Below are 26,360 nucleotides of genomic sequence, written 5' to 3'. Positions count from 1 at the left end.
GCTGGATCATCGGGAGTCGCCCACGGCCCATTCCCAGGAAACACGCGGGTCTCCCTCCGGTACCTCGGCGATGATCCAGCAGTATGTGCCCTGCGCCGCGGACATCAGGATGGCCCGGGTGGGGAATCCGGTGGCCGGAGGCTCAACTGCTTGGCGTGGAAGTCGAAATGCAGTGTGGCATAGCCGTAGACGTCCGCGAGGGTCATATCGGCCCTGAAGAAAGGATCCCACCGAGTCGGGAAAGGCATCGATCTGGCCAAGGAAACCGCGGTTTCGCGTTCGAGGCGGTGCGCCAGGGCCGTGATTGTCTTTTCCAACTTCCGGCCCATCCGGTGCCGGTCATAGACCATGGCGGCCGCCCGGGAACCCCAATAGTTCACGACATCGAACGGGCCGGTGACCGCGTTCAAACCGGCGGCGAAGCCTCGGCTCCAGGACCGGGGCAGACGGCTCATGATGCGGACCAAAGGCAAGAGGGAACGGACGATCATGTATCCGAAGACCATGTGGAAAAGCAGTTCCTCGTTGGTCCAGCGGGTTCCGTTGCTCTTGCGCCGCAGTTCCGAGGTGGTCGCGTTCTCCAGCCAGCTGTTCAACTCCTGAAGGGCCCGGCTGTATCCGGCGAGGCATCCTTCCCGGGCTAGATCCATCGGGTTCCTAGTTCTCGAGGAGTTCGGCGTAGAGCTTTTGGATCCGGGTATTGATGTCGTCGCGGACCAGGCGCATACGTTCCATGCCTTCGATGCCGCGAGTGGAAGGTTCGTCCGTTTCCCAGAACTCGAAGCGGGCCGCGCTGCGGGGTTCAAGTTTGGCTTCGGTGCCAAGGACAACCACGACGTCGGCCGCGTTGAGCACCTCGTCCGTGACGATTTTGGGGTGCTCGCCGGTGATGTCGATGCCGAGTTCATTCAAGGACTCGACGGATTCGGGGTTCAGTTCCTCGCCGGGCTTGGTGCCCGCGGAATGCACGCTGACGGTGTCTCCGGCGAGGTCCCGCATGAGTCCGGCGGCGAGCTGGGACTTTCCGCCGTTCTTGCTGCAGACGAATAGGACGCTGGGGGTGTGGGTGGTCTCGGTCATGCCTGTGATTCTTGCATCAGAGATCGCCGATTCTTGCATCAGAGTCCGCCGGAGCGTCCGTGGGAAAGTCCGGTGGGGAAACCGACGAGAACCGGTTCGGGGGCCGCGCAGCAGCCGGATTCCTCGGATGCGGTGGTGCCCGTGGCGGGCGCGTCGCAGCTGGTGCCGTTAGTGGAGCAGACACCTGTTTCCGGCAGTTCGAGCTGGACGATGTCGGCCGCTGCCTGGTCCCCGGCGAGGGCGGCGGCAACGGAGCGGACCTGCTCGTAGCCGGTGGCCAGCAGGAAGGTCGGCGCCCGTCCGTAGGACTTCATGCCGACAATGTAGAAGTCCTTCTCCGGGTGCGCCAGAACACGAGCCCCGTGCGGGGGGACGGTGCCGCAGGAATGGAATTCCGGGTCGATCAGCGGGCCCAATTCGACGGGTGCTTCAACGGCAGGGTCCAGGTTGAGGCGGAGCTCGCGCAGGATCTCCAGGTCCGGACGGAAACCGATGCAGGGTACGACAACGTCGGCCTCAAGGGTGCGCCCGTCGACGGCTTCGACGCCCACGTGCGTGTCCAGGGATTTCAGGGCCGCGATGCCGAATCCGGTGTGCAATTCGATCTTTCCGGCCTCCACGAGGCGGCGCAGCTTTCCGCCAAGCTGGCCGCGGGCGGGCAGGCCGTCGGCGTCCCCGCCGCCATAGGCCTTCTCCGCGGACCCGCCCCGGACAGCCCACACGATCCGGGTTCCGGGTTCGTCCTTGGCAAGCTCCGCGAGGTTGATCAGGGTGTTCGCCGCAGAGTGCCCGGCTCCGACCACCAAGACGCGGCGGCCGGCAAACGACTCCCGTTCCCGGCCCAAAACGTCGGGCAGGGGCGAGGAGATCCAGTCAACGGCCGTGTTCTCGCCGATGGCCGGCAGGCCCGATGTGCCAAGCGGGTTCCGGGCGGACCAGGTCCCCGAGGCATCGATCACGGCTGCCACGGTGTGATCCCGGACCTCCCCGCCGTTGTGCTCGACCCTTACGGTGAACGGGGTTGTGTCGCGGTCCCGGGCGTGGGTTTTGTCCAGCCCGGCACGGGTTACCGCGACGACGCGGGCACCGGTCTTAAGGCGGGAACCGATTGCCGGAAGTGCGGCCAAGGGTGCAAGGTAATCGTCGATGAGTTCCCCGCCATAGGGCAGTGCGGTCAGGCGCGGAGGTTCCCAGCCGGTTTGACCGAGCAGGCGGACGGCGGCGGCGTCGAGGTTGAACCGCCAAGGCGAGAACAAGCGGATGTGCCGCCATTGTTCGATCGCGGCGCCCGCCGTCGGGCCTGCTTCGAAGATCACCGGTTCCAGGCCGCGTTCAAGCAGGTGCGCGGCGGCGGCCAGGCCGATGGGTCCGGCGCCAATCACGGCAATGGGAAGGGCCCTCTGTGAATCCATGCTGTCCTCCTCGTGCTGCGCTACTCGGCGGCCGGGGTGAGGGACTCGATCAGGCCCTCGATGCGGCTCTTGATCTCGTCGCGGATGGGGCGGACGGCGTCCAGGCCCTGGCCGGCCGGGTCTTCGAGGACCCAATCCTCGTAGCGCTTGCCCGGGAAGTACGGGCATTCGTCCCCGCAGCCCATGGTGATGACGACGTCGGATTCCTTCACGGCTTCGGTGGTGAGGATCTTGGGGATTTCGGCGGACATGTCGATGCCAAGTTCGGCCATCGCTTCGACGGCGGCCGGGTTGACTTTGTCTGCGGGCTGCGAACCCGCGGAGCGGACCTCGATCCGGCCCTCGCCAAGAGTCGTGAGGAAGGCGGCAGCCATCTGGGAACGGCCTGCGTTGTGGACACAGACGAAGAGAACGGAGGGTTTCTTGACGGTTTCAGTGCTCATGAGAGGACCTTTCGATCGGGCGCCGGGAAGGGTGCGGGCAACGAGGCAACACTTGGGTATAGGGCGCGGATCAGGAAGAACCCGAGGCCGCCGCCGAGCAACTGGGCGAGAATGAACGCCGGGGCGGAGGCCGGGGCGATCCCGGAAAACGTGTCGGTAATGGTCCGGGCCACGGTCACAGCAGGGTTCGCGAAGCTCGTGGAGCTGGTGAACCAGTAGGCGGCCGTGATGTACCCGCCGACGGCAAAGGCAACCTTGTCCGGTCGACCGGAGCGAACGGTGCCGAAGATGACCAGGATCAGCCCGACGGTGGCGACGACTTCGCCGAGCCACAGCCCTGCCCCGGCACGTTCATGCGTGGAGAGCGTCACTGCGTCGAGGCCGAACATCAGGTTGGCGAGCACGCTCCCGGCCAGGCCTCCAACGAACTGGGCGGCGACCAGTGCCACCGCCGTGGGCGTGTCCAGGATCCCCAGGGCGCGCTCGACCAAAGTGACCACAGGATTGAAGGATGCCGAGACCGGCTGCAGGGCCAGGATCAACGCCACGAGCGCGGCGCCAGTGGCGATGCTGTTCTGCAGGAGTTGCAGTCCGACGTCGTTCGGGGACAGGCGCGAGGCCATGACGCCGGACCCCACCACGGCCATGACCAGGAAGGCGGTGCCGGCGAACTCCGCCACGGCCCGCCGTGACAGCACGCTCACTGGGCCTGTCCCCCGATCAAGGCCGCCAGGCCGGACAGGGCATCGGTCCGGGCGCGGTAGTAGACCCAGACGCCGCGCTTCTCGCGTTCCAGGAGACCCGCTTCGTGCAGGACCTTCAGGTGGTGGCTGATGGTCGGCTGTGACAGCTCAAAGGCGTCGTTCAGGTCGCATACGCAAGCTTCGCCGCCCTCGTGGGACGCCACCAGCGACATCAGCCGCAGCCGCACCGGATCGCCCAGCGCTTTCAGCAGCGGAACGATTCCTTCGGCTTCGGATTCCGTCAAGGGCTCCCTGGACAGCGGCGAACAACACGCCACCGTCTGGACAGGCGTTAACTCCAAGGACATAGACACAGGTAAATATTTACACTTGTCGATGTTTAAGGCAAGGCCGGATCGTCGTCCGCCATCGACGCCGCCGCGGCAGTGATGCGGTTGGCCATTCCTTTGAAGATGACGCCATGGAAGGGCAGCGGCCGGCTGCCAGTGGATTCATCGTGGCACTTTCCGATGCCCTTGCGGTGCCGGAACGCCAGCGTCCAAGGACAGCGTAGCCCTACGCCGATCCGGCCCGTTTCCGGCGGTCGTCCTTGCCGCGGAGGTCGCGGTTCAGGCGGCGGTCCCCGTGATAGAGCAACGACTCCCAATCGACCTGCTCGGGGGTTTTGGGAATGATGGCCGGCGGTAGCGCTTTCGGTTTTTTGGGCGCGACATACAGCCAGTTCAACACGCCCAGGTACATGTCCACTCCGGAATTGGCCAGTCCGATGTAGGCCCTGATCGCGCCCGCGGCCATGACGGCGTTGAAGGCGGCGAATGCGGCGTTGCCCCAGTTTCCCAGTTCCCAGTTGCGCCAGACGGTCAACAAGGAGAACGCGACGATCAGGTACGGAGCGAGGACGAAGAGGGCCGGGGCCGCGGTGCGGTCCTTGACCTTCGGGGTGCGGACGAACGGAATCTTGTCTCCCGTCAGCGCCTGATGGAGAGACTTCAGGACGCCGGCCAGATTGACCGGCAAGAGAACGAGGTTGAAACCATAGATCCGGAAGATGTCGCTGAACCGGTGGCCGCAGTCCCGCAGGTCGCTGCCCATGGCCAGGAAGTAGGGCAGGACGGCAAGGAAGACCAAGGGGCTGAGGAGACGGCTGTCGTAGGGGTACGCGAGGAGGAACAGCAGCCCGAAGCTGGCCCAGGTGATGGAGGCCATGTAGTTGACCCGGAGCAGGATTTCGCGGAAGAGGACTGGCCGGGCCTGGCCTCGGCGGTTGCGGATCTGTTCCCAAAGTTTGGGCAGGATCAGCAGGCCGCCGTTGGCCCAGCGACGTCTCTGGACCACGAGCGATCCGAAGTCGGGCGGCGTGGCACTGTAGCTGAGCCTCTCCGGGTAGTTGACCAAGGTCCAGCCGTGCTTGCCGAGGTCCACGCTGGACTCGGTGTCTTCGATGACGGTGCGGTCCTGGATGTAGGTTCTGACCTCGAAACCGCCCACCGTGGAGATCTCAACGATGTCTTCCAAAGCGCGTTTGCGGATCACGGCGTTCGCTCCCACCCAGAACGTGGCGCCGTATTGGGTCATCCCCTGGTGCTGGATGTGCTGGATGTCCGTGGTGGCACCGGCGATGCGTTCGATCCGGGTCGGGGCGCCTCGGAAGGAGGAATACGGGGTCTGGGTGACGGCTACCTGCTCATTGCCCGGGGATTCGAGGAGATGGACCAGGCGGAGGCAGTAATCGCGCAGCAGCAGCGAGTCAGCGTCCAGGGTCAGGACGTAGGTGGTATCCGGGATCGACAGCGCGTCGCCGTCGGCCACCCCGGCGGGTCCAGTATCCCCTGCGGGCCGCAAGACGGTGCCGTCCGCTGTCTGTTCCGGGTGCCAGGTCCCGCCCATGAGCGAGAGGTAGGCGTTCAGGTTCATGGCCTTGTTGGCCTCGTGGGAGAGGCTGGCGAACCGCTTTCGCTCGAACGTGGACACCCGGGCGTTGAAGATCCAGGTAAGCCGTGCGTACAGCTCAGCGATGCGTTCCGGGCCGGGCGAGGCCTGCTGCGCGCTGGCGGCCGTAAGGGCCAGAATCACCAGTCGTAGTTCCCGGGCCAGGCCCATGAGGACCAGGTCCACGAAGAACTCATCCACGTGGTCCTCGACGGACTCGGTCTCCGCCATTGCTTCGAGCCACTCCGCAGCGTATTCGTATTCGGCGATCAGCCGCTCCACTTCGGTGCCCGCGTCCAGTTCGGGTCCCTGATCACGACGACGGCGGTACCTCCCGTAGGCGGCGTTGACCCTGGCAGCGGGTTCTTTGAGGGTTTCCGTGATCTGACCTGCGAGCGCGCGGGTGGCTTCCAGGCGTCGGAGCACGTCGGGGTCTTCAGGGAAGGGCGGATCATCGAGAAGGAGCACAACGCTGAGGTCCGGGAATTCCTGCAGGACCGCGGACCACATGGTGCCACGGACAACTTCCGGCTCTTCCGCGTAGGAAGGAATCAGCACGGTGATGCCCTGGGAGTAGTCGAAGAAGTGCCGGTCCAGTTCCCCGCGGGGAACCCGACGGTGGGCCCGAAAGCGAGTCAGGGCGCCTTGCCGGGCGGTGAGGTACATCAAGGCCGAGAACGTCAGGAACGACACCACCACCAGATAGGACAGGCTTTCGGCGCCGAAGCGGAATCCAGCGCCGGGGTTGTCCACCAGCTGCTTGAGCACCGTCGTGACCACATAGCCGATCCAGGCGAGCACGGTGGTGAGGACGCCGATGCGGCCGAGGACTATTTTCCGCCGCGATGGTGCAGGATGGACTATCGAGAGCGGTTCAGAGCGTTTTTCCGCGCCCCACTGACGCTTTCGGGCTTTTGAAGACTGCCCGAGCGCCGTTCCCTGTTCATCGGGGCGAAGCAGCACGATCTGATCCGACATGAATCCCCATTCGCTGTCCGTGCACCCCCAGCGGGCGCGCGGCACAATGCGGGCGTAATGTAACGGACCGCACTCCAGTGCGCCCCTATGATAGGCGAACAACGCGGAGTTCCGACAGAACTCATGGAAATGCTACGCAAGATGCGACGCTTCCCGGGGAGTGAGATCTTTCCCAGACATCCGTGAAGTCCTATTCACAAAGTTCTAGGGGTATCTCTGTGTCAAAGCGCTTTCCCGGCCGCCGGCTGTCCATCCTGCGTTTGGGAATCCTTTGCGTCATCGTGGTCGCGGCGGTCACGGCGGGCTACCTCGGCCTCCGCAACGTCCAGGACGTCAGTGCCGCGGCATCCATGCCTTCGGTGTTCTCCGGCTATGTGGACGTGACGGCGACGCCGCGCTTCGCGTTCGAAGATCCAGCCGTGCCCAGCGCGAAAGCCGTGGTGCTGTCCTTTGTCGTCGCCGATCCGAAGCAGGACTGCGCCCCGTCCTGGGGTGCGGTGTACAGCCCTGACCAGGCAGCTACCGATCTCGACCTGGACCGGAGGATCGCCCGGCTCCGCCAGCTTGGAGGGGCCACAGCGGTTTCCTTCGGCGGGCTGAACAACAACGAACTCGCGGTTTCCTGCAAAGACACGAAGGCCCTGACTGACGCCTACCGGCAGGTTGTGGATCGCTACGATCTCACCGCCATTGATCTTGATATCGAAAGCAATGCGCTGACGGACACGGCCGCTGCCGACCGACGCTCGCAAGCCATTGCCGCCCTTCAGAAGGAACGCACAGCCAGCGGCAAGCCCCTTACCGTCTGGTTGACTCTTGCGGCTGACCCGAATGGCCTCACGAGCCAAGGCCAGGGCATCGTGGCGCATACTCTCGCCGGCGGGGTGGAACTCGAGGGCGTGAACATCATGACGATGGATTTCGGCGCCAGCAAGCCTGCAAGCTGGAGCATGTCCCGGGCCGCAGAATCAGCTGCGGATGCCGCCCACGGTCAGCTTGACGCCCTCTACCGCAATGCCGGAACTGAGTTTGGCAGCGAAACCCTCTGGCGCAAGCTTGGCCTGACCGTCATGGTCGGCCAGAACGATATCGCCGGTGAAATTTTCACCCTCAATGACGCCTCCACCATGAACAGCTTCGCCAAAGACAAAGGCCTCGGCAGACTGTCGATGTGGTCCATGAACAGGGATAGGACGTGCAGCCCCAACTACCCAGACTTGAGCAAGGTCTCGGACAGCTGCAGCGGGGTGGTCCAGGGTTCCCAGCTGTTCTCCGCCACCCTTGCCAATGACGTGGCGTTGCCTACCCCGACTGTAGTTCCATCGCCTACAGGGACTGCCTCAAGCAGTGCCACGGCCACCATCGATGACCCGGCGACGAGCCCCTATCCGGTCTGGAATACCAACGCCGCCTACACCGCGGCCGACAGGGTGGTCTGGCACGGCAGCGTCTACGAGGCAAAATGGTGGACCCGCGCTGACGTCCCGGATAACCCGGTCTTGCAGGGCGGTGCCACCCCGTGGAAACTCGTGGGTCCGGTGCTCCCCGGAGATCGGCCAAGCCCCAAAGCAACCGTGCCTGCGGGAACCTTCCCGGGATGGGCGCCGGAGACCATCTACCACAAGGGCGATCGCATCCTTTTCGAAGGGTCCGCGTTCGAAGCCAAGTGGTGGACCCAGGGAGATAGCCCGGAAGCCGCAGTCCAAGGCGCCCCGGACTCCCCTTGGGCAAGATTGACCCCGGCCCAAATCCAGACCGCGCCGGCCTCCTGAAGCGCGAACTGGCAGCAGATGCCCGCAAAATCGTTTCCAGAGGGCATCTGCTGCCTGTTCGCGCTAGGTGGAGGAACGAGCGTGAGTCCTAGCGTCGCAGCGCGATGACGACGACGACGACAGTCGCCACAGCGAGGATCCCCAACCCCACGTATGCAAGCACCTGAAGGCGCTGCTTCAGAATTTCCCGCTTGGATTCACGGGCCGAGAGCCCAATCATCTTGTTCCCCATGTGGGAAGCGTACGCCGCGATTGTTTCGCTCAGGCAACAAGGAGGATAACTGCTAGGAAGTTCCCAGCTGGCAACCCCTGGCAGAGAACCGTGTCCCCTATACTGACATCTGAATACTTGTTCAGATGTTGGAGGTCCCGTGGCTGCCCGAGAAGCCGTCGATGAATGCGGCGTGAAACTTGTCGACCCCCACAAGGTCGAACTCGTCCGGGCGGCCCTGCCCTCGGATCATGACATTGCCGAGCTGGCGGATGTGTTCTCGCTGCTGGGCGATCCGGGGCGTTTGAGGCTGTTGACGTCGCTTCTGGAAGGCGGGGAACTGTGCGTGTGCGACCTCGCAGCGACGACGGCGATGAGCGAGAGTGCGGTCAGCCATGCGTTGCGGCTGCTGCGGGCCCACCGGGTGGTTACCGTCTCGAGGCGCGGCCGGATGGCTTACTACCGTCTGGATGATGCGCACGTGCGGATGCTGCTGGACCTGGGCTTGACCCACACCGGACATACCGTCGCCGTCCACCCCGAGCGCACGGGTCCGGCCAGCACCGCTGCGGCAAAGAAAGACAAGGGCCAATGAGCACCCACCATGACCACGACACGGCAAGCAACCCAGCCAAACACCACGCCCACAGCCACGCAATAGCAGCGAACGCGGACCGGCGCTATCTGGTTGTCGCGTTGGCGCTGATTGTCGGCTTCATGATCGTCGAGGTGATTGTCGCCGTCGTTTCCGGCTCGCTGGCCCTGCTCTCGGATGCCGGGCACATGCTCACCGACGCCGGGGCGATCGCCGCGTCGCTGTGGGCGATCAGCCTCGCGGCCCGTCCGGCGAGGGGAATCTGGACGTTCGGATTCAAGCGCGCGGAAATCCTCTCCGCCGCCGCCAACGGAATCACCTTGCTGGTCATCAGCGCCCTCGTGGCTGTGGAGGCCATCCATCGCCTCCTTGATCCGCCACCGGTCGACGGCGGCCCTGTCCTGGTCGTCGCGATCCTCGGGGTCATCGTGAACCTCGTTGCGGTGTGGGTGCTGGCCAAGGCCAACCGGTCCAGCCTGAACGTCGAGGGATCCTTCCAGCACATCCTGACCGACCTCTACGGATTCATTGCGACGGCGGTCGCCGGGTTCATCGTCCTGACCACCGGTTTTACCCGTGCGGACGCGATTGCTTCGCTCATCGTGGTGGCCCTGATGCTGCACGCCGCGTGGGGGCTGCTGCGGGACTCCGGGAGGATCCTCCTGGAAGGCGCGCCGGAAGGTGTCGACCTGGACCAGGTCAGGGAACACCTCCTCGAAACCGGGCACGTGCGCGACGTCCACGACCTGCACGTCTGGACAGTCACCTCGGACCTTCCGGCCCTCTCCGCGCACGTCGTCCTGGACGAGAGCTGCTTCCACGACGGACATGCCCCGCTCATCCTTGACCAGCTGCAAAGCTGCCTGACCGGGCATTTCGACGTCGAGCACTCCACCTTCCAGCTCGAACCCGCTGGCCACGCCGTCCACGAAACCGGAACCCACTGATGACCACTACCGTGACTCTGTTGCGTCGCGGGTTGCGGCTTGAATACGCGACCCTGGGTTGGAACGTGGTGGGCCTCGGCGTCCTGGCGGTCGCCGCCATTCAGGCTGGTTCCCCGGCCCTTGCCGGTTTCGGCTTGGATTCCCTGATCGAGATCTTTGCTTCGATCGTGGTGGTGTGGCAGCTCAAAGGCTCCCACAAGGAGCGCGAAGCCCCGGCGATGCGCCTGATTGGGACGGCCTTCGCCGTTCTCGGCGCCTACCTGCTCATCCAGGTGGCCGTTGTGTTTGCCACCGGCGTCCGCCCTGCAACCTCAGGTCCGGGCATCGCCTGGACGGCCCTGACCTTCGTGGTCATGCTCGCCCTGGCGTGGGGCAAGATCCGCACCGGGCACCGCTTGGGCAATCCGGTGCTCCGCGCAGAAGGAAAAGTGACCTTGGTGGACGCCTACCTGGCCGGCGCGGTATTGCTAGGGCTCGCACTTAACGCCCTGTTCGGCTGGTGGTGGGCCGATCCGCTGGCCGGCGCCGTCATCATCTACTACGCGGCAGTGGAGGCCCGCCACGCCCTCAAACACACCGCTTAGTGGTGCGCTTGCGTCTCCTGGAGCCGCTTGATGAACCAGCGTGATTGCTCGGGTCCGTAGGGAAGCACCGGGATCGCTTTGGTAGCGTCCGACGGCGTGTCCCGGATTGACTGCCTTGCTTGCCGTACCGCTGTGGACATGGTGTCGGCCATGGTCTTCACGAATTGGTCGCTGCAGGGCTTGCCGTGGCCGGGGATGAGGAACTCGTAGCGGTGCCGCAGGGCGGAGATGTGCCGCAGGACGTCTGCCCAATCTTCCGGGTAGGAGTCCTCGAACGAGGGGTGCGCGCCTTGTTCCACGAGGTCACCCGCGAATAGGGTGCTGGGCGTGCCTACCAGGAGGTCGCCGTCGGTGTGGCCGCGGCCCAGGTAGAACAGGGTGGCGGTGAGGCCGCCGAGATCAACCAGGACGGGCTGGTCCTTGACGATCGCGTTGGGAATGACGAGTTCGACGGCGTCGCCCCGGCCCGCGGCCATCTCAGGTTCGGTGGCGGAGACGAAGCGGCGCTGGTGGTCGCCGTCGTCGTCGATTGTCGCCGCACAGTTGACGTGCCCCCAAAACTCGGTGACGCCGTCGTCGGCAAAAACGGCGTTGCCGAAGTAGTGGTCGTAGTGGGCGTGGGTGTTCACGACGACGAGCGGCAGCTGGGTCTTTTCGCGGACGGCGGCCAGGATCTGCCGGCCTTGGCGGGGGCCGCAACCGGTGTCGATCACCATGGCTCGTTCCGTGCCTACAACGAGGCCCGTGTTGAGCAGGCACCCTTCGGTCTCCAACACGTAGTTGTTAGGGCCGACTTCGAGCCATGCTGACATTGTTTCTCCGTCTTCAGATGCGTTCCGGCAGTGTTCAGGCCTCGATTCTACCCACGACGAGCTGGGAGGATCGGGACGAAAGGCGCAGTGGAGGCCCGGGCCGTTCGAAATGCAATGCATACGAGGGGCTTGAGGACCGGTGCTCGTGAAAGCTACGCTGTCGGGGTTGGCGATTGCTACTTGTTAACTAGGCAAGAGAAGTTGGGAACGCGGAGTACTTTTCGGGGAGTTGCCGAAAGGTACGGCGGCCTACTCGGGGGAGGACGTGATCGTGGTGCCGGATACTGCGGACGGTGGAAAGGCCAGTGTCGCTTTAGGCGTCGACGGACTTCTCCATCTGCGTTGGAGTCCCGGGGTCGACATTGAAGTTGAGGATGCCCGGGCGGCCATGGCGAAAGTCAACGAGCTGTGCCAGCAGGAGCAGCATCCAATGCTTGTAGACATGGCCACAGTCGCTTCCGTCAGCCGAGAGGCCAGGGGTATATGGTCTATTCCCTGCGGCGCTTCGCGCATCGCTTTGTTGGGTACGTCGCCTGTAGACCGGGTCCTGGCGAACTTCTTCCTCGGAGTGCACATCCCGCCCTGCCCGACCCGGTTTTTTACATCGCGCAGCGAGGCCCTGGACTGGCTTAATTCGGGTGCGTGAGCCGCGGATGTGCTTCCTGCTTCTGACCGCAGGGATTACGTGACCTCGACGGAAAGCGTTGAGGACCCGCGCCTGCAGCAGTTGGTTGACGGCGTTGTCCGATTGGCTGCCGGCGATCTGGACGCACGCATTAAACCCTCAGAGCACCGGGATGACATTGATGCTGTCATCACGGGAGTCAACCTGCTCGCAGAAGAACTGGGCCACATTCATTCGGAGCTCGAACAGCGCGTGGCCGCACGCACGGCGATGCTGCGGCGGACACAGGTTGAGCTCGAACAGATGGCCAAGACAGATGCCCTCACCGGACTTGCAAACAGGACGCTGCTTACCGAGCGGATCCAGGAAGCGATCCTGTCCTGCACGGACGGCGGAAGAGCCCCGGCCGTGTTGCTCCTGGATCTGGACTCATTCAAGGCCGTCAATGACATCCTGGGCCATAGCGCCGGTGACGCCGTGCTGGTGGAGGTTGCCAAACGTCTCCGCTCAGCCGTCAGGCCACAGGATACTGTGGCCCGCCTGGGCGGGGATGAGTTTGCCATCCTCATTACCGCGGCCACGGAAGAGGAGATCATTCGAATTGCGCACCGCGCATCGGAGTATCTGCAGGACAGCATGTGTATCGGGATAGAAACGGTTTGGGCGATGGCGAGCATCGGCGTTTGCGTCGGCAAGCCGGGGTACCGGGCGGAGGCGCTGATGCGTGATGCGGACATTGCGATGTACCAGGCAAAGGCACGGGGCCGCAACAATGTCCAGCTCTTCCACCCGGAGATGCTTGACGCAGTCCAGGAACGGTCGCGAATAACCGCCGAACTACGCACTGCCGTTGCCGGAGGGGAACTGGCGCTGCTGTATCAGCCGGTAGTCGAATTGGCTTCCGGCCGCGTCATCGGCATCGAAGCCCTCCTCCGATGGCATCACCCCGTCCGCGGAACCATTATGCCGGGCAGCTTCATTGGCATCGCAGAAGAAACCGGCTTGATCTTTGAGCTGGGACGGTGGGTGCTGCATGAGGGTCTCGCCCAAATGGCGCGCTGGAGCCAAACCGACCCGGACCTGACAGACTTTTGCCTGCACATCAATCTTTCTGCCGCCGAACTGCTTCGAACCGACTTGCTGGAGGACATCAGCGACACGTTGGCCACGTATGGCGTGGATCCGCGGCGTCTGGTCCTGGAAATCACCGAGACCGTGTTGATGTCCCGGGGAACCGGACAGGAACAAGTCCTGAGCAGGCTCCGGGAGCTCGGCGTGGGGCTGCAAATTGACGACTTCGGTACCGGCTATTCGTCCATCAGCTACCTTCGGTCGCTTCCGGCAGACACAGTGAAGGTCGATCAATCCCTCATCAAGGACATGGAGTCGGACCCCCGGCAGCAAAACTTCGTTTCGGCCATTCTCCAGCTGATTTTCGCTGCGGGGCTCAACGCGACCGTGGAAGGGATCGAAACCGCCGAGCAGGCGGCCCAGCTGCGGGCCATGGGCTGCCTCTACGGGCAAGGCTACTTTTTCGGGTATCCGGTACCGGCCGCGGAAATACCGTCTCAACTCCGCCAGCCCGCGCGGCATCTGTAGAGTTAGCGCATGTCGAAGCTTTGGGACCAGATGCTGCTCGTCCCCACAGTAGTCCGCCTCGCTTCCCGGGCACCGCGCAACCCGGACGCCGCGTGGGAAGGATACTGGCGCGGAATCCGCACTACCGGCCGTTCCGGAGACGTGCTTTGGGACTCCGACTCTTCGGCCGAGCGTGCGCAGTATTCCGACGCGATTGCGGCTCACTTCGATCCAGCCCTTCCGGTAGTCGACGTCGGGTGTGGCAACGGCACCCACACCCGCTGGCTTGCCGGCCTGTTTCCGCAAGTTCTCGGGATCGACGTATCCAAGGGGGCGATCGAGATGGCGAGCAAGGAAGCAGCAGGCATCCAAAACGCCGACTTCATGGTTCTGGATGCCGCCGCGGCAGGTGCCGGAGAGGCCCTGTTGGAGCGGCTTGGGCCCGCCAATGTCTTTGTCCGCGGAGTCTTCCACGTCCTGAAACCCGGCAAGCAGGCCGCCATGGCTGCCAACCTGCGAAAGGTCATCGGGAACAGAGGCCGGGTGTTGCTGGCCGAAACGAACTTCCGCGGAAATAGCCTCGGTTACCTGACCGAGCTCGGCGCCACCCGGCAAAGCATGCCCGTGCAGTTGCGGCGCGCCTTGGAGAACCTTCCCCGGCCCGGGCATTTCGGTGCCAGGGAACGGCACGGCGTATTTTCGGATTCGGACTGGCGGTTGATTGCGGACGGCCCGGTTAACATCGAAGTGGTCCCGATGAACGCCAGCGGCCTTCCGCAGTGGGTTCCGGGATATTACGCACTCCTGTCAGGCGCGGAAGATTCCGGAACTGAGCACGGCCGGGTGTGACTGCAACCGTTGCACGCCGCGCGTTACATCCCAATGAAGATTTGATTTCAATCCGGGCCGACCGGTTTGTTCGGCTGTAGTATTCCCTTAGTTTGCAGGTCCCGGGCTCAGCCGGAGCTAAAAGCAAAGGAATAATTTCATGTCGACGCAGAAACCGCCTTTGACCAACGCCGGAATGCGGGCCAGTCCGGGGACTGTGGAGCCGCCGCTCGAGCAGCTCCGCGGGCTACGCCTGCAGGTCCTGGAAATCATCGAAGAAGTCTTCGCGGACTCTTCGCTTGCAACGGATGCGGTGCGCGAACAACTTCGCCAGCACATTGCTGCCCACCCCGGGCGTCCGGAAGAGGCGCTGCTGGAACACTTGTCTTCGCTCCGGTCGGAACAGCCGAACCCGCAAGACGACCCGAACCCGCAGGACGACCCAAGCAGCCAGCACCCAAGCAGCCCGCGGCTCGAGGCGGTCCTCAGGGACCAGATGCTGATGACCGCCTTCCAGCCCGTTTTCGATCTCACCACTGGGACCGTCGTCGGCGCCGAGGCTCTGACCCGCTTCGTTAGCGATAGCGGAGACCCTGCAGATTACTGGTTCGCGGAAGCCGAGGACTCGGGGCTCCGAACTGACCTTGAATTCGCGGCGTTGGAGTCGGGACTCAAGGCCGCGCTGGAACTGCCGCGCCACCTTTTCGTGGCGTTGAAGGTTTCCGACGAGGTCTGCCTGGATCCGCGTCTTCCTGGGCTTTTCGAGCAAACTCCGGTGGCGCCAAACCGGGTGATCCTTGAAGTCTCCGGGAAGTTCCCCCAGGACCAGGCCGCTTCGCTCGACGCGGCAGTAGCGCCGCTACGTAGTGCCGGCGTGCGCTTGTCCATCGAAAACACGGGTTCCTTCTTCGCCGGGGCCAGCCACATTCTTCGGCTCAAGCCGGAGATGATCAAACTGGAGCGGAATCTGACTGCAGGTCTCAATCTGGATTCCCTTCGGCAGGAACTCGTCGAGGCGGAGGTCGGGTTCGCGCGGGAGATCGGGTCGGACTTGACCGCCCAACGCATCGAAACCAAGGACGAACTCGCTGCTCTTGCACGCCTGGGTGTAACCCTCGGACAGGGATATCACCTTGGGCGGCCCTCGGTCCAGCCCCGCGAATGGGCCAAATGGGGCAGGCGCTCCTGGCATCTCGCCTCCCTCGGGGGTCGCGGCAGGGCCACGCGGAGCTGACGGACCTCGCGCTTCAGGAAGCCCGGCGCCTCAGAAGACTCAGGAAGTTGGGCGGTCCGGGCCTCGATGTTGGTCTATCAGCCAAGCCGCCATCTGCTGCGCGCGCTTGGACGACAGGACGTCTCCTTCTGTGGCCGAGATGATGGAGCCCTTCATCAGGATGTGCCAGGAGCGTGCGAATTCCTCGGTGCGCTCCAGCCCGGCTTCCTCTGCCAACTCCCGGATGTGTCCCCTGATCCTGGCGAGGTAGCCGATGCTGGCTTTCCCCAGCGGGTGCTCACGCCCCATTTCAAGCAGGACGTCGATGAACGAACACGCCTCAAAATCCTCCCGCTGGAACCAGTCACCGAACACGTCGAAGATGGCGAGCAACTGCTCCTCGGCGGTGTTTCCCCGGCTCCGGGCGTCGGAGATGATCAAATCCACGGTCCAGATCTGGTCGCGAAGCGCGAGGAAGGCAAGAACCAGGTCGTTCTTGGATGGAAAGTGGCGGTAGAAGGTGGCCTTCGCTACTCCTGAACGCTCGATGAGCTGATCGACCCCGACAGCGCTGATCCCGCGCCGCGAGAAGAGTTCGTAGGCAGCGTCCAAGATGCGATCCACCGCGACATCACGGGTGGTCGTTTGTCCGGCTGGCATGGAAGACAAGCCGGGTGCGTCCGAGGCATCTGGGGTACTCATGGTGAAAGCAATATTACTCGCGCCCCTACAAGACAGATCGGCCTGTCGGGGCCTTTTTGCGTGAACTTGGCACACGCATCCCGAGACGTCGGCGCTCCCCTATTGCTTCTCTACCGGCCTTCTGCTTCTCTGGCACTACCGGGCCGCCGCCGCGCTACTTCCGGTGTGGACCGCGCCCGGCTGAAGGGACGTGGGACCGCTATGACTTCTTTGTGGCTAGACACGCGCGAGGCTTCCGCAGCCGCGAGCCCCGATGAATTCACGCCCGGAAACAGGTACGACGCCGTCGTGGTCGGCGCCGGAATCACGGGCCTGGCCACGGCACTCATGCTTGCACGGACCGGGAGCAGCGTGCTGGTCCTCGAGGCGCGACATATCGGGGCGGTTAACACAGGAAACACCACGGCCAAGCTGAGTCTGTTGCAGGGCACCACGCTGTCCAGGCTTCGGAACCAGTATTCGGTGAACGTGGTCCGTGCCTACGTTGACGCGAACAGGGCAGGCCAGAGGTGGCTGCTCGATTACCTCGAGGGCCGGGGCGTGCCTTTCCAGTACCGGGATGCCTACACCTTCGCCACCACACCCACTGGCGCGGAGCACCTCGTCGCCGAGGCCAGCGTTTCGAGGGCTGCCGGACTCAACGTCAAGTCGACCCGGGAGACGGGGCTGCCGTTCGACGTCGACGCCGCCTTGCGGCTTCCGAAGCAGGCCCAATTCAACCCGATGGACGTCTTGGATGCGCTGGCCGCGGATGTTCGGGCTGCCGGCGGCAGCATCGTGGAGGGTATCCGCGTCATGAACGTCCGCAACGGCGATCCCCTGACGGTGGTCACCAGGAAGGGCGAGGTACGCGCCCGCTACGTGGTGCTCGCCACCGGGACACCCATCCTGAACCGCGGGCTCTACTTCGCGAAGCTGCGGCCGAATCGCTCGTACGCCGCCGCGCTGCGGCTGCCGGAAGGCATGAGCCCGCCGCCAGGGATGTACCTTTCAGCAGAGCCGCCCACCCGCTCCCTGAGGGACTATCCAATGCCCGACGGCGGGGCGCTGCTTCTGGTGGGCGGGTTCGGTCATGCGGGCGGCCGGGCGCCGTCGACGCAGGTCCATGTGAATGAGCTGCTCGGCTGGGCCCAACAGCACTATCCGGGTTCCGAGGTCACGCACACCTGGTCTGCCCAGGACTACCAGGCCGGTAATCTCATGCCGTTCTTTGGCAGGTTCCCCCGGGGCCACGGGAAGATCTTCTTCGGCACCGGCTACAACAAGTGGGGCATGACAAATGGTGTTGCGGCGGCGCTCGACGTCACAGCCGATATCCGTGGCGAAAAGCTGGAGTGGGCCCACACCATCCACCACCGGGTCACGGGTCCCCGCGGGGCAGCGTCAACGATTTCGTTAAACATAGAGACACAGCAGCAGAATTTCCGGGACAAGGCAGCCCTGAAGGAGAAGCCTGCCATCACGGAGGAAACCAGCCCCGCCGAGGGCACGGGCGTGACCGGACTCTTCCACGGAAAGCCCGCGGCCGTCTGCACGGTGGATGGCGTGGTATGCAAAGTGTCAGCGGAATGCGCGCACCTGGGTGGGATCCTGCACTGGAACGACGCCGAAAAGTCCTGGGACTGCCCGCTCCACGGCTCGCGCTACTCTGCCGCGGGAAAGCTGTTGGAGGGGCCGGCGACGCACAATTTGTTCAAGCTGCAGTAGAAGGGGTGTTCAATACCTTACCTCGTTCAATGTGATTGAACGAGGTAAGGTATTGAACATGGCTTCCAGCGTGATGTTTTCAGCGTTCCAAAGGGCATGCCTTGATCATGGCTGGCGCGTTGAGCGTGGGTCCGCCATAAGTGCGGGGAGCCCTTTCCCGAGCTACGAGGCCCTTATGGACCTAGGCGAAGTGCGCGTCCCTCTGCGCGTTGTCGAAATTGAGAGGTACCCCCTGCCCTCTGACTTAGCTATCAGCGTCGCAAGGGAAGAAGGCGCGGATTTCATTCTGGCTCCCCGAATCGGGTCCAAGCAAAATTCAGAATTTCGCACTCTGTCAATGAATCACGCAGATCTAAGCGGACGAATAAGTCTCCGGTCACCCCATGCCGTCTTGGAGATGGAAGGGCGTTCAGCCGGGTCCCCAGTGGAGAACGCGTTCAGCGTCTGGCTGCAAGAGCACAAAAGATCGGCCGTCGTGGATCTGACCTCTCCTAAATCCGCTCAACTCATATTCTGCTTGCTGACTTGGCCAAAACTGTTGAAAGCTCCCACTCGAATGATTTCCGATGTGGCCGGTGTTTCCCTCGGACTTGTACCGCGCACCGTGGGGTACTTGGAGGACCAAGGACTACTGCGTGATCGAACCTGGGTGGACTCCGGCCGATTGACCGTGGCTCAGGCCTGGCTGGCCTCCTACCGCAACAAGCTCGGTCCCTCTCTACACCTCACGTTCATGGAGGGGGCTGATGACGGCAGGTTCAAGATTGAGGACGCCACACTCGGCGGCGGCTCAGCAATTCCTGGACTGATCCAATCAGCAGTATCCACTGTCTACGTGCCCGACCTGACAGCGAAGTTCGTTCGCGTGAATAGGCTAAGAAAGGGTGACCGGCCTACCGTTGAGCTCCGCAGGCTCTTCTGGCGAACGCCACGCGAGGAGTTCTGGGACTTCCACTGGCAAGCGCCTGGAATCGCTACCGCGCCCCCCCTTCTGGTCTACGCCGACCTCATCGCATCTAAAGATCCCAGAGAGCGGGAGGTGGCACATGTATTCCTCCAAGAGGAGCCTCGACTTCACTGGCTTAGCCAGAGTGCAATTTGAACCGCTTGCCAGCGTCGTGGCATCAGTTACTTCGAAGACAGAGCTGGCTTCGAGTGAATTCATGGTGGTCGGAGCGGAGGCACGAAATCTGCTGCACTTGAGCTTCGGTTTAGACCCAGCACACCTGAGCACAACGAGCGACGTCGACATAGCCTTGGCGATGCCCTCCTGGCAGGGATTCGGGCAGCTTACCCCCGCTTTTCGAGTCATGAACTCGAGCAAGTCCGCGATTAGATTCAGCATCGAGGACATCCCGGTGGACGTCATCCCCTTCGGAGGCATTGAAGATCCTAAGGGCATTGTGCAGATTCCGGATGACTTCCAACAAATCAATGTCCTCGGCTACACGAGGGCATATGAAGCTGCGGAAGAATTCGTGCTGCCTGTTATAGGTCCGGTCTTAGTAGTGTCACCGCCGTTCTACGTGATTCTGAAGCTCGAAGCCCTGGCAGACCGTTCCAAATGGCACAGGACAAAAGACGCCGAGGATATCGGAACTGCATTAACCTGGCTCGATGGCAACGAACATGACGACCTTATTTTCGAAGACGAGTATGAACTTCTCATGTCAAATAGTTTTGACATGGCCATCACAGTGACCGAGCTCCTTGGACGTCAACTGGCTGGACTTCTCGATCTCAGCGAACACGCCCGGCTTGTAGACAAGGTGTCAGAGCTTGAGATCAGCCAGTTTGTGTCCGACCTCCGGAGAGGGATGTTTCGAGGGAGCCAGGTCAACAAGAACGAAGCTGCAGCGGCTCGATTTGGAGCGCTAATCAAGGGTTTACGGTTCGATGAGGCGCGGAAATAGCCCGCGAACTCGCAAGTTCGCCTGGGCGGTGGAAGCGGTAGAAGAACGGACCGAGTTCTCCCCTCTCGAGGGTAGAGGTCAGGGTGATAAGGCTTTCCAGCAACGGTGCCTTCGCCAAGTCGCCAAGATGTATCGGCTCGAATCCTGCGTCCCGGATGAGCCGCTCGGTCGCCTCGCGAGCCTCGGCGTCGGCTGCGAAGAGGGTACTTGGTGGAATTGGCTCCGCGTCGACGGCGTCATAGATCGATGCGAAGTTGGTGTTGAAGGCCTTTGCGGTGGGGCCTCCGATCATCGATCTGACCTGTTGGGCGATCGAGTCGTATCCGGCCGGGCGATCGCCGAAGGTATTGCTCGCATCGATTGTCACCTGACCGTCTAGGCCGGCAATCTTGGCCAACCCGACGGCGATCGAGTCTCCCGGAATGGCGACCACCACGACGTCGGCGCCTGTGGCATCACCGCCGTCCCGGCCAAGCGTAGTCACGTCGTGGCCTGCAGCCGTCCAGCGTCGCGCCAGCGCGCCGCCGACGTGCCCCCGCCCAATCACGGTAATCCGCATGGATCCCACCTACTCATTTCGAAGCAAGTCCGGACGAAGAACACCTCTCGGAGGCTCCACACCGACTATTCGCGGGAGCCTACGGGCTCACGGCCACCCGGTTCACCACTGGAATTTCGGTCAGCATCCCGACAATCATTGCAGCGACCGACGAATTGATGCGGGCAGTCGGGCCAGCCATCGCCCTCCCCACGGAGCAACGTAACTTTCATTCCGGCATCCTAGCCCTCCGCACGGGCCGTCGGAAGGCTTCGCGGCCCGTGTCGTTCAGGGGAACGGCGAGTGACCAGCCAGGCGTATGGCGAGAAAACGCACCACAGTCGACTTCGCGTGGGTCGCGGGGGCGCCTATATGAATAGGAGTTTCCCTTGCGACGTCTACATATTTTTGCCTCAGCTTCTGCATGCCTTTCTTTGATTGCTGCCATCTTTATTGCGGCACCAGCACGGGCAGATACTGCTCCAAAGGAACACGACACCCGAGGAACGGGTAGATCAGCCGATATGGGCCGATACCAGCCGTGGAGTTCAGTCTGTCGCCTGGTATGAGGGACTGTCGCCCGGGCGAAGTGCCAGTCCAGTGCATGGAATCGCCAAGAAGTGCGACGACGTGTACGTGATGGACGGGAACGCCCCCGGAACCGCGACAGTCCATACGCAATCTCCCTCGGGTGCGGTACGGATTACCGTTCCCGGCGAAAAGTCAGAGACGAGACCCGCCCAGCTTGTGGGGGTACCAGTCGGGCACTTTATTGGCGAAGGCGCACCACTTTTGACAACCGTCCTGTCCGGCGCGACAACAACTACCTACAGCACTCCATGCGGCTCGCAGACGCTGATCACAGTCGAATCGGACAAAGCACCTCACGATTACCGATTCCCATTAGCTCTCTCGACTGGATCCACGGCGAAGGTGGAAGCTGACGGCTCGGTCCTCATTCGAGACGCCGCTGGAACGGCTACAAGCGCCTTTGTCGCCCCATGGGCATTCGACGCCGAGGGCGAGCCGGTGCCGACGACATTCAGGATTGAGGACGGTACCTTAGTTCAGCGCATTGACTTCAATTCCTCGAACGCATTTCCGTTAACGGCCGATCCCACGAGCGTTCAGTGGGTACCATGGCCAGTTCTCGCCATTAGCGGCGCCGAGTTGAAAGTGCTTGCCGGTCTCACGGCCGCGGTGTTCGTGGGCGGAGCGTGGGTAGGCTGCACATTCAGCAAGCTGACCGGATGGATCGCAAAAGTCGTGAGCCAGATTTGTACCGTGATCGGCGTGGGTGGTGTTGCGTCTGCGATCGCTATCATCAATGGCACGTTTAGGGGTGCCAACCTTGTCGCCACTAAGTGTTACGGCATCAACCTTTCCAACCCGTCTGCTCCGCTACGGGATATGCCTGGGCGCGACTGTGGTTTCTGAGAGAAGGCAACCGTGAAATGGTACCGCTGGGTGCACCAGCTGATCTTTATGGCGTCTTTGGTGCCTCTTTTTATGAGCAATTGGGACCTGTCCCTTCGAATCCTTCTTCCGTTGCTTGTCTTGATTCCCTATGGCATCAATGAAGTAGTTCTTTATCGGAAGGAGAAGGCCGCCCGTGCACGCGCAGCCGAGCTCGATCGCACCGACTCGATGGTGCACGCCTACCGGGAGCCGCATTCCTAGTCCCTCGATCGACGACGCGCAATCATGGCGCGGACCAAGTTGGCTATAAGCGATATGACAGCTGATTTTAAGCGGAGCGTCCCACCCGTGGGTGGGGCGTTCCCTACGCCCGTCAAGGGGCCGGCTGCTCATTATCGGCGTGATGGTTTGCGTGGGCGGAGTCATCTTCGAAACGTTGGCCACAAACTTACTACCTTCTCAACAACCATGGGAAGGACGAGTAGCGGCAGCCAACCTGGTCGCAATAACCGAACCCCGGGAGCCCAACGCAAAACCAGCGACGATATCCTCCCGACATGGGGAACTTCAGAACGGGATATCTGGCCAGGGATGATCGCCGCGAGCGTCGAAGAAGGATTCAGCGGCAGCTGTCCTACGTTGGATTAGGGGTGTTGGCTGCCGCCACAATTTTCGTTGTGACGATTGCTCTCCGCCACTGAGGCGACACCACCGGCAGCCGGCGTCGCGAAGAGTACCGCCGGCGAACCGCCGTCGTAATCCGTCCCGAGTCGTAACCAACAGGTGCCGCTGGTGAATCACAGGGCGCGCTCGGATAGCCTTCAACCATGGGGGATCTGGGGTGGGTTCGGCGGGTGCTGGTTGTGGAAGATCAACCATTCATGCGCGGGCTTGTTGCCGAGGCCTTGAGGGGCGCGGAGTTCGACGTGCATGACTGCGCGTCCGCGTCCGAGGCTCTAGCCATGTTCGCCGCCGTCGATCCCGATGTTCTCGTGACGGACATCGATCTGGGTACCCGGCCCAACGGCGTCGAACTGGCGCACGTCGTGAAGTCGCTCTCCGCGGGATGCGCCATCGTTTTCCTTACCAACTATCCGTCGGAAGCTCCCTTTTCCGAGTTGCCGGCGGGATCAACCTTCGTCAATAAGTCGTCACTTGACTCCGTGGACGCCCTCATCAGTGCAGTGAACTCGACCCTCGTGGAGCTTCCCGTCACTATGACTCCCCCTTTGGCGTCGGACGCAGCGAAGATCGGCGCGCTGACCCGCGTGCAGCTGGATATCCTGCGAATGATCGCGGAGGGCTGGTCGAACGCGGAAATCGCCAAACAACGGGGAAGCAGCATGCGCTCGGTGGAGAAGGCCGTGTCGCGCACGTTCGAGGCCCTTGGCCTGAACCGAAGCCCGGGCGTCAATCCGCGGGTGGCCGCGGCAACGCTGTACGCGCGCACGTTTGGGTTGCCGGTCCCTGCCGATAGCGAAGAATGAGCGGCCGCTCCCCTGCACTCTGGGCCCGGGGTATCGGCGGTACGAATGCCCTGAGCCTCTGGTCGTGGCTTCTGACCTTGCCCTTGGCGTTGACGGTCATGAACATGTTCGCCGGATCGATCACGCTGGCTGGGACGGGATCGGTCACGCTGGCTGTGGAAGGTTCCGGCACGGCGATCGTGTTCCTGGTGCACGTCCTGCTCGGTCTTTTGGGGATACTCCTTCGCCCCTTGATCACGGCACGCCCGAGCCTCAAAGGCAGAATCGCGACGGCGTTCGGCACCTTCGCGTTCCTGGGCGCCTGCCGCCCTCTCCTGGTGGCTTGGTCCGCGCAGGCCTTGAATATCGCAGACCTCAGTGAAGATCTGTGGGCCCGTGTCCTCATCAACATCGGGGCGGCCCTGGTCTTCCTCTCGGCGATCGCGATGCTGACGGACTCCATCCGCGGGCACGCCGTGCTCGAACCCCGGCTGCGCGCTGCCCAGGCTGCGATCGAGGCGCAGCTCGGATAGGATGAGCAGCGCTTGCGCTCGATCCGTTCCGACTATGTCGCCGAACTCTCCAAGCGTCTTGACACGGTCCTCGATGCCCTGATGACGACAACCCTCGACAGATCCGAGGCCTCACAGCTGTTGCGGTCGATCGCCGATGACGTCGTCCGCCCGATGAGCCACCAGCTCTTCCACGACCACACACCTTGGCCGCATGAGACGGCCCCTCCGCGGCCGCCTTCCCGCGCAGGACGCACCGAGGGACTCACGCATTTGATCCGAGCTGCGCCGGTCGGATTGCCTGTCCTGCTCTTCGAATCGCTCATCGCAGTGCGTGTACTAGCGGAATACGAAGTCCTCTTCCTGCTGGTTCAGTGGGTTGTCGGCGGGGCCATCCTGCTTGTCGGGAACGCCGCGACGGCCCGGACCGTGCGGAGGATTACCAGTCCCCTGCGGCGAATTTCCGCCCTGACCCTCTGCTACGCGGGCACGGCCGCAATTGGCGCGTCGGTGACCTGCCTGCTGCAGGACGCGTTCGGCTATGCCCCGTTCTTCTACTGGTCCGCCGTCTGGGCCTATCCGCTGACGGCGCTCACTGTGGCGGTTCTTCGAGCTGCGGAACGCCAACGACGGCGGCATGAAGTCAGGTTGGCATGCTCGCTAAACGAGCAACTCAAGCTAGCCGACCGCGTGCACCAAAAGCTGCTCCACACCCGCCGGAGGGTCGCCAGGATTCTGCACACCAGCCTCCAGGGAAGCCTGGTTTCGAGCGCCCTCGCCTTAGCTGCCTCCGGAGGGAGCTGCCCAGAACAGGATCTTGCCCCGCAGAGCGTCAGGGACATCCTGACGCGTGCCGTGGCTACTGCGCACAGTGAGATCTTGGACGACTCGCCCGGGCAGACAGGGAGCGCAGCATCGAGTATCCAGGACCTGCTGAGTACCTGGGGGCGCGTGCTGAAGCTGGCATGCGACATTGACCCTGGAGTGTGGGCGTTGTGCGACGAGGAACCAGCCCGGGCTGAGGCAGTCATCGAAGTGCTCTCAGAAGGATTCACCAACGCCATCCGCCACGGTGAACGAAGCCATGTCCGCGTGACAATGTCGGCCCAAGAGCCGCACACGACACGAGCGGCGGCGGAGACCGGAGCCGTTCACATAACCATCAGTTCCCCCGGCCGGCTCCGAGGCCAGATCCGCCCCGGCCTCGGGATGACAACGCTTCAGACCCTGTCCAAGGAAGTAACACTCAGCGAAGATGGCGACAACGTCGTCCTCCGGGTGAGCCTTCCATAAGTCCGCCGATCGGTCTCTGTGTCAGCAGATAGTAGTCTTGGATCCAGTGCAGCGCTGCCGCCCACATCCCGCATTGGTAAGAGGACGGTATGACACTTCTCCGCGATCACGAAACTCAGGCCACACCGCCTGCCCGAAGGAAACGTCTGTTCCTTCGGTCGTTCGCTGTCATTGCAGCCTTGGCAATCTTCTGGGCCGTTGCTGGGATCTTTCTGTACGTCGCTCCCTCTGCTGACCAGCCCAAACGCTCGGATGTGCTGTTCGTGCTCGGGCCCCCTGATAATCGGATCAGCTACGCTGAAAAGCTGATGCAGCAGGGGTATGCGCCGACACTTGCGGTTTCAAGTCCAATAGATCAATACGGCAGATTCGAAGCGAGCATTTGCGGGGCCCAGCGGGTGTACCGCGTTATCTGCTTCAAGACCGATCCCTTCACCACGCAAGGCGAAGCACGGGCGCTCAAAAACCTGTCGGACCAATATGGATGGAAGAGCGCGGACGTCCTCACCGCCCAGTTCCACGTAACGCGGGCGCGGGTGATCGTAGGCCGCTGCTACTCAGGAGACCTGCATATGGTCGCTGATCAGATGGACTTGCCGTTGATTTCTGTTACCGACCTCACCTATTCCTGGGCATACCAGTACCTTTACCAGACAGCGGCCTTCGTCAAAGTCGCGATCCACCCGGACTGCTGAGTCAAGCTTTCCCGGAAGAGCACAGTTGCAGGAGTGTCGCGGAATCCGCCACCGCAGTCTTTGAACGGAGTTCGCGGCCCGCGCCGCGCTGGGCCAAGGACAGGACCGTGATTGCAAGACTAAGGGCTGCAAACAGAATGCCGGGCGTAGAAGGCTGGGCTGCTCCCCCGCCGGTAAGGCAGCTGACCGAATCGACTGCGCCGAACGCTGCCAACGTCAGGTGGTTGGACATGCTCCGGTGGGAAACCTCAATGGACTCCGCCCTAATCCGCGAGGGCCAACAGGACCCGCGCCCGCGTTGGTTGTGAGACCGCATGGCCGAAACGGGCCAACACGGGCGCATGCGAGAGGGTTTCCATGGGCCCAAAGCCCAGTTTCGGATGTATTCAGGCAATCCTGTACTC

At 62.9% G+C, this 26,360-nt stretch carries 29 protein-coding genes and 1 pseudogene; 17 read left to right on the top strand and 13 right to left on the bottom strand.

Annotation, left to right across the window (positions count from 1 at the left end; all coding sequences use genetic code 11):
* Positions 1–104: 104 nt before the first annotated feature.
* The 7 genes from QRN59_RS13820 to QRN59_RS13790 form a co-directional block, all read right to left on the bottom strand.
* On the bottom strand, positions 105–650 hold the full coding sequence (locus QRN59_RS13820) for a DinB family protein (RefSeq protein ID WP_284983074.1): 546 nt from the start codon (positions 648–650) through the stop codon (positions 105–107).
* Positions 651–657: 7 nt separating this feature from the next.
* On the bottom strand, positions 658–1,080 hold the full coding sequence (locus tag QRN59_RS13815; protein ID WP_284983073.1) for an arsenate-mycothiol transferase ArsC: 423 nt from the start codon (positions 1,078–1,080) through the stop codon (positions 658–660).
* A gap of 38 nt (positions 1,081–1,118) precedes the next feature.
* Positions 1,119–2,492, bottom strand: coding sequence for an FAD-dependent oxidoreductase (locus QRN59_RS13810; RefSeq protein WP_284983072.1), 1,374 nt, complete (start codon positions 2,490–2,492; stop codon positions 1,119–1,121).
* 20 nt (positions 2,493–2,512) lie between these two features.
* Positions 2,513–2,935: an arsenate reductase ArsC gene (locus QRN59_RS13805; protein ID WP_284983071.1), complete on the bottom strand. Its 423-nt coding sequence runs from the start codon at positions 2,933–2,935 to the stop codon at positions 2,513–2,515.
* The gene (locus tag QRN59_RS13800; protein ID WP_284983070.1) at positions 2,932–3,639 is read right to left on the bottom strand and encodes an aquaporin; all 708 of its coding nucleotides are present in this window, start codon (positions 3,637–3,639) and stop codon (positions 2,932–2,934) included. The genes QRN59_RS13805 and QRN59_RS13800 overlap by 4 nt, the downstream gene beginning before the upstream one ends.
* A complete protein-coding gene (locus tag QRN59_RS13795) occupies positions 3,636–3,986 on the bottom strand; it encodes an ArsR/SmtB family transcription factor (protein WP_284983091.1) in 351 nt (116 codons plus the stop codon). The genes QRN59_RS13800 and QRN59_RS13795 overlap by 4 nt, the downstream gene beginning before the upstream one ends.
* Before the next feature lie 208 nt (positions 3,987–4,194).
* Positions 4,195–6,546 (bottom strand): glycosyltransferase family 2 protein, encoded by a 2,352-nt coding sequence (locus tag QRN59_RS13790; RefSeq protein ID WP_284983069.1) that lies wholly within the window; start codon positions 6,544–6,546, stop codon positions 4,195–4,197.
* 218 nt (positions 6,547–6,764) lie between these two features.
* Here QRN59_RS13790 and QRN59_RS13785 point away from each other — a divergent pair, with 218 nt between their 5' ends.
* On the top strand, positions 6,765–8,318 hold the full coding sequence (locus tag QRN59_RS13785) for a chitinase (RefSeq protein WP_284983068.1): 1,554 nt from the start codon (positions 6,765–6,767) through the stop codon (positions 8,316–8,318).
* An 88-nt stretch (positions 8,319–8,406) separates the two neighbouring features.
* On the opposite strand, the gene QRN59_RS13780 is transcribed toward QRN59_RS13785, so the two are convergent.
* Positions 8,407–8,550, bottom strand: coding sequence for a hypothetical protein (locus QRN59_RS13780; RefSeq protein WP_284983067.1), 144 nt, complete (start codon positions 8,548–8,550; stop codon positions 8,407–8,409).
* 139 nt (positions 8,551–8,689) lie between these two features.
* Here QRN59_RS13780 and QRN59_RS13775 point away from each other — a divergent pair, with 139 nt between their 5' ends.
* The 3 genes from QRN59_RS13775 to QRN59_RS13765 are packed head-to-tail and all read left to right on the top strand — an operon-like array spanning position 8,690 to position 10,655.
* Complete coding sequence (locus QRN59_RS13775; protein ID WP_284983066.1) at positions 8,690–9,124, top strand: ArsR/SmtB family transcription factor; 435 nt, start codon at positions 8,690–8,692, stop codon at positions 9,122–9,124.
* Positions 9,121–10,071 carry a cation diffusion facilitator family transporter gene (locus tag QRN59_RS13770; RefSeq protein ID WP_284983065.1) on the top strand — a complete coding sequence of 317 codons (951 nt, stop codon included), beginning with the start codon at positions 9,121–9,123 and terminating at the stop codon, positions 10,069–10,071. The genes QRN59_RS13775 and QRN59_RS13770 overlap by 4 nt, the downstream gene beginning before the upstream one ends.
* A complete protein-coding gene (locus QRN59_RS13765; protein ID WP_284983064.1) occupies positions 10,071–10,655 on the top strand; it encodes a cation efflux transmembrane domain-containing protein in 585 nt (194 codons plus the stop codon). Before QRN59_RS13770 ends, QRN59_RS13765 begins: the two co-directional genes overlap by 1 nt.
* On the opposite strand, the gene QRN59_RS13760 is transcribed toward QRN59_RS13765, so the two are convergent.
* Complete coding sequence (locus QRN59_RS13760; RefSeq protein ID WP_284983063.1) at positions 10,652–11,467, bottom strand: MBL fold metallo-hydrolase; 816 nt, start codon at positions 11,465–11,467, stop codon at positions 10,652–10,654. The two genes, QRN59_RS13765 and QRN59_RS13760, sit on opposite strands and share 4 nt — an antisense overlap.
* Before the next feature lie 265 nt (positions 11,468–11,732).
* Between QRN59_RS13760 and QRN59_RS24650 the strand changes: the two genes are divergently transcribed.
* The 4 genes from QRN59_RS24650 (at position 11,733) to QRN59_RS13740 (ending at position 15,732) form a co-directional block, all read left to right on the top strand.
* Positions 11,733–12,113: a DUF7793 family protein gene (locus QRN59_RS24650; RefSeq protein WP_502871055.1), complete on the top strand. Its 381-nt coding sequence runs from the start codon at positions 11,733–11,735 to the stop codon at positions 12,111–12,113.
* A gap of 39 nt (positions 12,114–12,152) precedes the next feature.
* A complete protein-coding gene (locus QRN59_RS13750; RefSeq protein ID WP_284983061.1) occupies positions 12,153–13,691 on the top strand; it encodes a putative bifunctional diguanylate cyclase/phosphodiesterase in 1,539 nt (512 codons plus the stop codon).
* 9 nt (positions 13,692–13,700) lie between these two features.
* Positions 13,701–14,519 carry a class I SAM-dependent methyltransferase gene (locus QRN59_RS13745; protein WP_284983060.1) on the top strand — a complete coding sequence of 273 codons (819 nt, stop codon included), beginning with the start codon at positions 13,701–13,703 and terminating at the stop codon, positions 14,517–14,519.
* Positions 14,520–14,658: 139 nt separating this feature from the next.
* Positions 14,659–15,732: an EAL domain-containing protein gene (locus QRN59_RS13740; protein WP_284983059.1), complete on the top strand. Its 1,074-nt coding sequence runs from the start codon at positions 14,659–14,661 to the stop codon at positions 15,730–15,732.
* Between the two features lie 39 nt (positions 15,733–15,771).
* Here QRN59_RS13740 and QRN59_RS13735 read toward each other — a convergent pair whose 3' ends face one another.
* Positions 15,772–16,371, bottom strand: a complete 600-nt coding sequence (locus QRN59_RS13735) for a TetR/AcrR family transcriptional regulator (protein WP_284983090.1) — start codon at positions 16,369–16,371, stop codon at positions 15,772–15,774.
* 243 nt (positions 16,372–16,614) lie between these two features.
* Here QRN59_RS13735 and QRN59_RS13730 point away from each other — a divergent pair, with 243 nt between their 5' ends.
* The 3 genes from QRN59_RS13730 to QRN59_RS13720 all read left to right on the top strand — a co-directional run bounded on the left by QRN59_RS13730 (position 16,615) and on the right by QRN59_RS13720 (position 20,033).
* Entirely contained in the window at positions 16,615–18,120 is a 1,506-nt protein-coding gene (locus QRN59_RS13730) for an FAD-dependent oxidoreductase (RefSeq protein ID WP_284983058.1), read from the top strand.
* A 556-nt stretch (positions 18,121–18,676) separates the two neighbouring features.
* A complete protein-coding gene (locus tag QRN59_RS13725) occupies positions 18,677–19,222 on the top strand; it encodes a type IV toxin-antitoxin system AbiEi family antitoxin (RefSeq protein WP_284983057.1) in 546 nt (181 codons plus the stop codon).
* A complete protein-coding gene (locus tag QRN59_RS13720) occupies positions 19,167–20,033 on the top strand; it encodes a hypothetical protein (RefSeq protein WP_284983056.1) in 867 nt (288 codons plus the stop codon). The genes QRN59_RS13725 and QRN59_RS13720 overlap by 56 nt, the downstream gene beginning before the upstream one ends.
* On the opposite strand, the gene QRN59_RS13715 is transcribed toward QRN59_RS13720, so the two are convergent.
* Positions 19,999–20,592, bottom strand: coding sequence for an NADPH-dependent F420 reductase (locus QRN59_RS13715; RefSeq protein WP_284983055.1), 594 nt, complete (start codon positions 20,590–20,592; stop codon positions 19,999–20,001). The two genes, QRN59_RS13720 and QRN59_RS13715, sit on opposite strands and share 35 nt — an antisense overlap.
* Before the next feature lie 771 nt (positions 20,593–21,363).
* Here QRN59_RS13715 and QRN59_RS13710 point away from each other — a divergent pair.
* The 6 genes from QRN59_RS13710 (at position 21,364) to QRN59_RS13685 (ending at position 25,956) form a co-directional block, all read left to right on the top strand.
* Complete coding sequence (locus QRN59_RS13710; RefSeq protein WP_284983054.1) at positions 21,364–22,008, top strand: hypothetical protein; 645 nt, start codon at positions 21,364–21,366, stop codon at positions 22,006–22,008.
* A gap of 72 nt (positions 22,009–22,080) precedes the next feature.
* Positions 22,081–22,251, top strand: a complete 171-nt coding sequence (locus QRN59_RS13705; RefSeq protein ID WP_284983053.1) for a hypothetical protein — start codon at positions 22,081–22,083, stop codon at positions 22,249–22,251.
* A gap of 566 nt (positions 22,252–22,817) precedes the next feature.
* Complete coding sequence (locus QRN59_RS13700; protein ID WP_284983052.1) at positions 22,818–23,477, top strand: response regulator transcription factor; 660 nt, start codon at positions 22,818–22,820, stop codon at positions 23,475–23,477.
* Complete coding sequence (locus QRN59_RS13695) at positions 23,474–23,989, top strand: hypothetical protein (protein WP_284983051.1); 516 nt, start codon at positions 23,474–23,476, stop codon at positions 23,987–23,989. The genes QRN59_RS13700 and QRN59_RS13695 overlap by 4 nt, the downstream gene beginning before the upstream one ends.
* A 12-nt stretch (positions 23,990–24,001) precedes the next feature.
* Positions 24,002–25,261 carry a sensor histidine kinase gene (locus QRN59_RS13690; protein ID WP_284983050.1) on the top strand — a complete coding sequence of 420 codons (1,260 nt, stop codon included), beginning with the start codon at positions 24,002–24,004 and terminating at the stop codon, positions 25,259–25,261.
* An 89-nt stretch (positions 25,262–25,350) separates the two neighbouring features.
* On the top strand, positions 25,351–25,956 hold the full coding sequence (locus QRN59_RS13685) for a YdcF family protein (protein WP_284983049.1): 606 nt from the start codon (positions 25,351–25,353) through the stop codon (positions 25,954–25,956).
* A 1-nt stretch (position 25,957) separates the two neighbouring features.
* Here QRN59_RS13685 and QRN59_RS13680 read toward each other — a convergent pair whose 3' ends face one another.
* Together QRN59_RS13680 and QRN59_RS13675 are read right to left on the bottom strand one after the other, a co-directional pair.
* Positions 25,958–26,188 carry a hypothetical protein gene (locus QRN59_RS13680; RefSeq protein WP_502871057.1) on the bottom strand — a complete coding sequence of 77 codons (231 nt, stop codon included), beginning with the start codon at positions 26,186–26,188 and terminating at the stop codon, positions 25,958–25,960.
* Positions 26,171–26,315: pseudogene (locus QRN59_RS13675) on the bottom strand (transcriptional regulator); the annotation flags it as partial. The pseudogene QRN59_RS13675 and the gene QRN59_RS13680, both read right to left, overlap by 18 nt.
* Between the last annotated feature and the right edge of the window lie 45 nt (positions 26,316–26,360).

It is taken from the genome of Arthrobacter sp. efr-133-TYG-118 (assembly GCF_030209755.1).
GTDB lineage: Bacteria > Actinomycetota > Actinomycetes > Actinomycetales > Micrococcaceae > Arthrobacter.
This window is presented reverse-complemented; position numbering and strand designations above follow the sequence as displayed.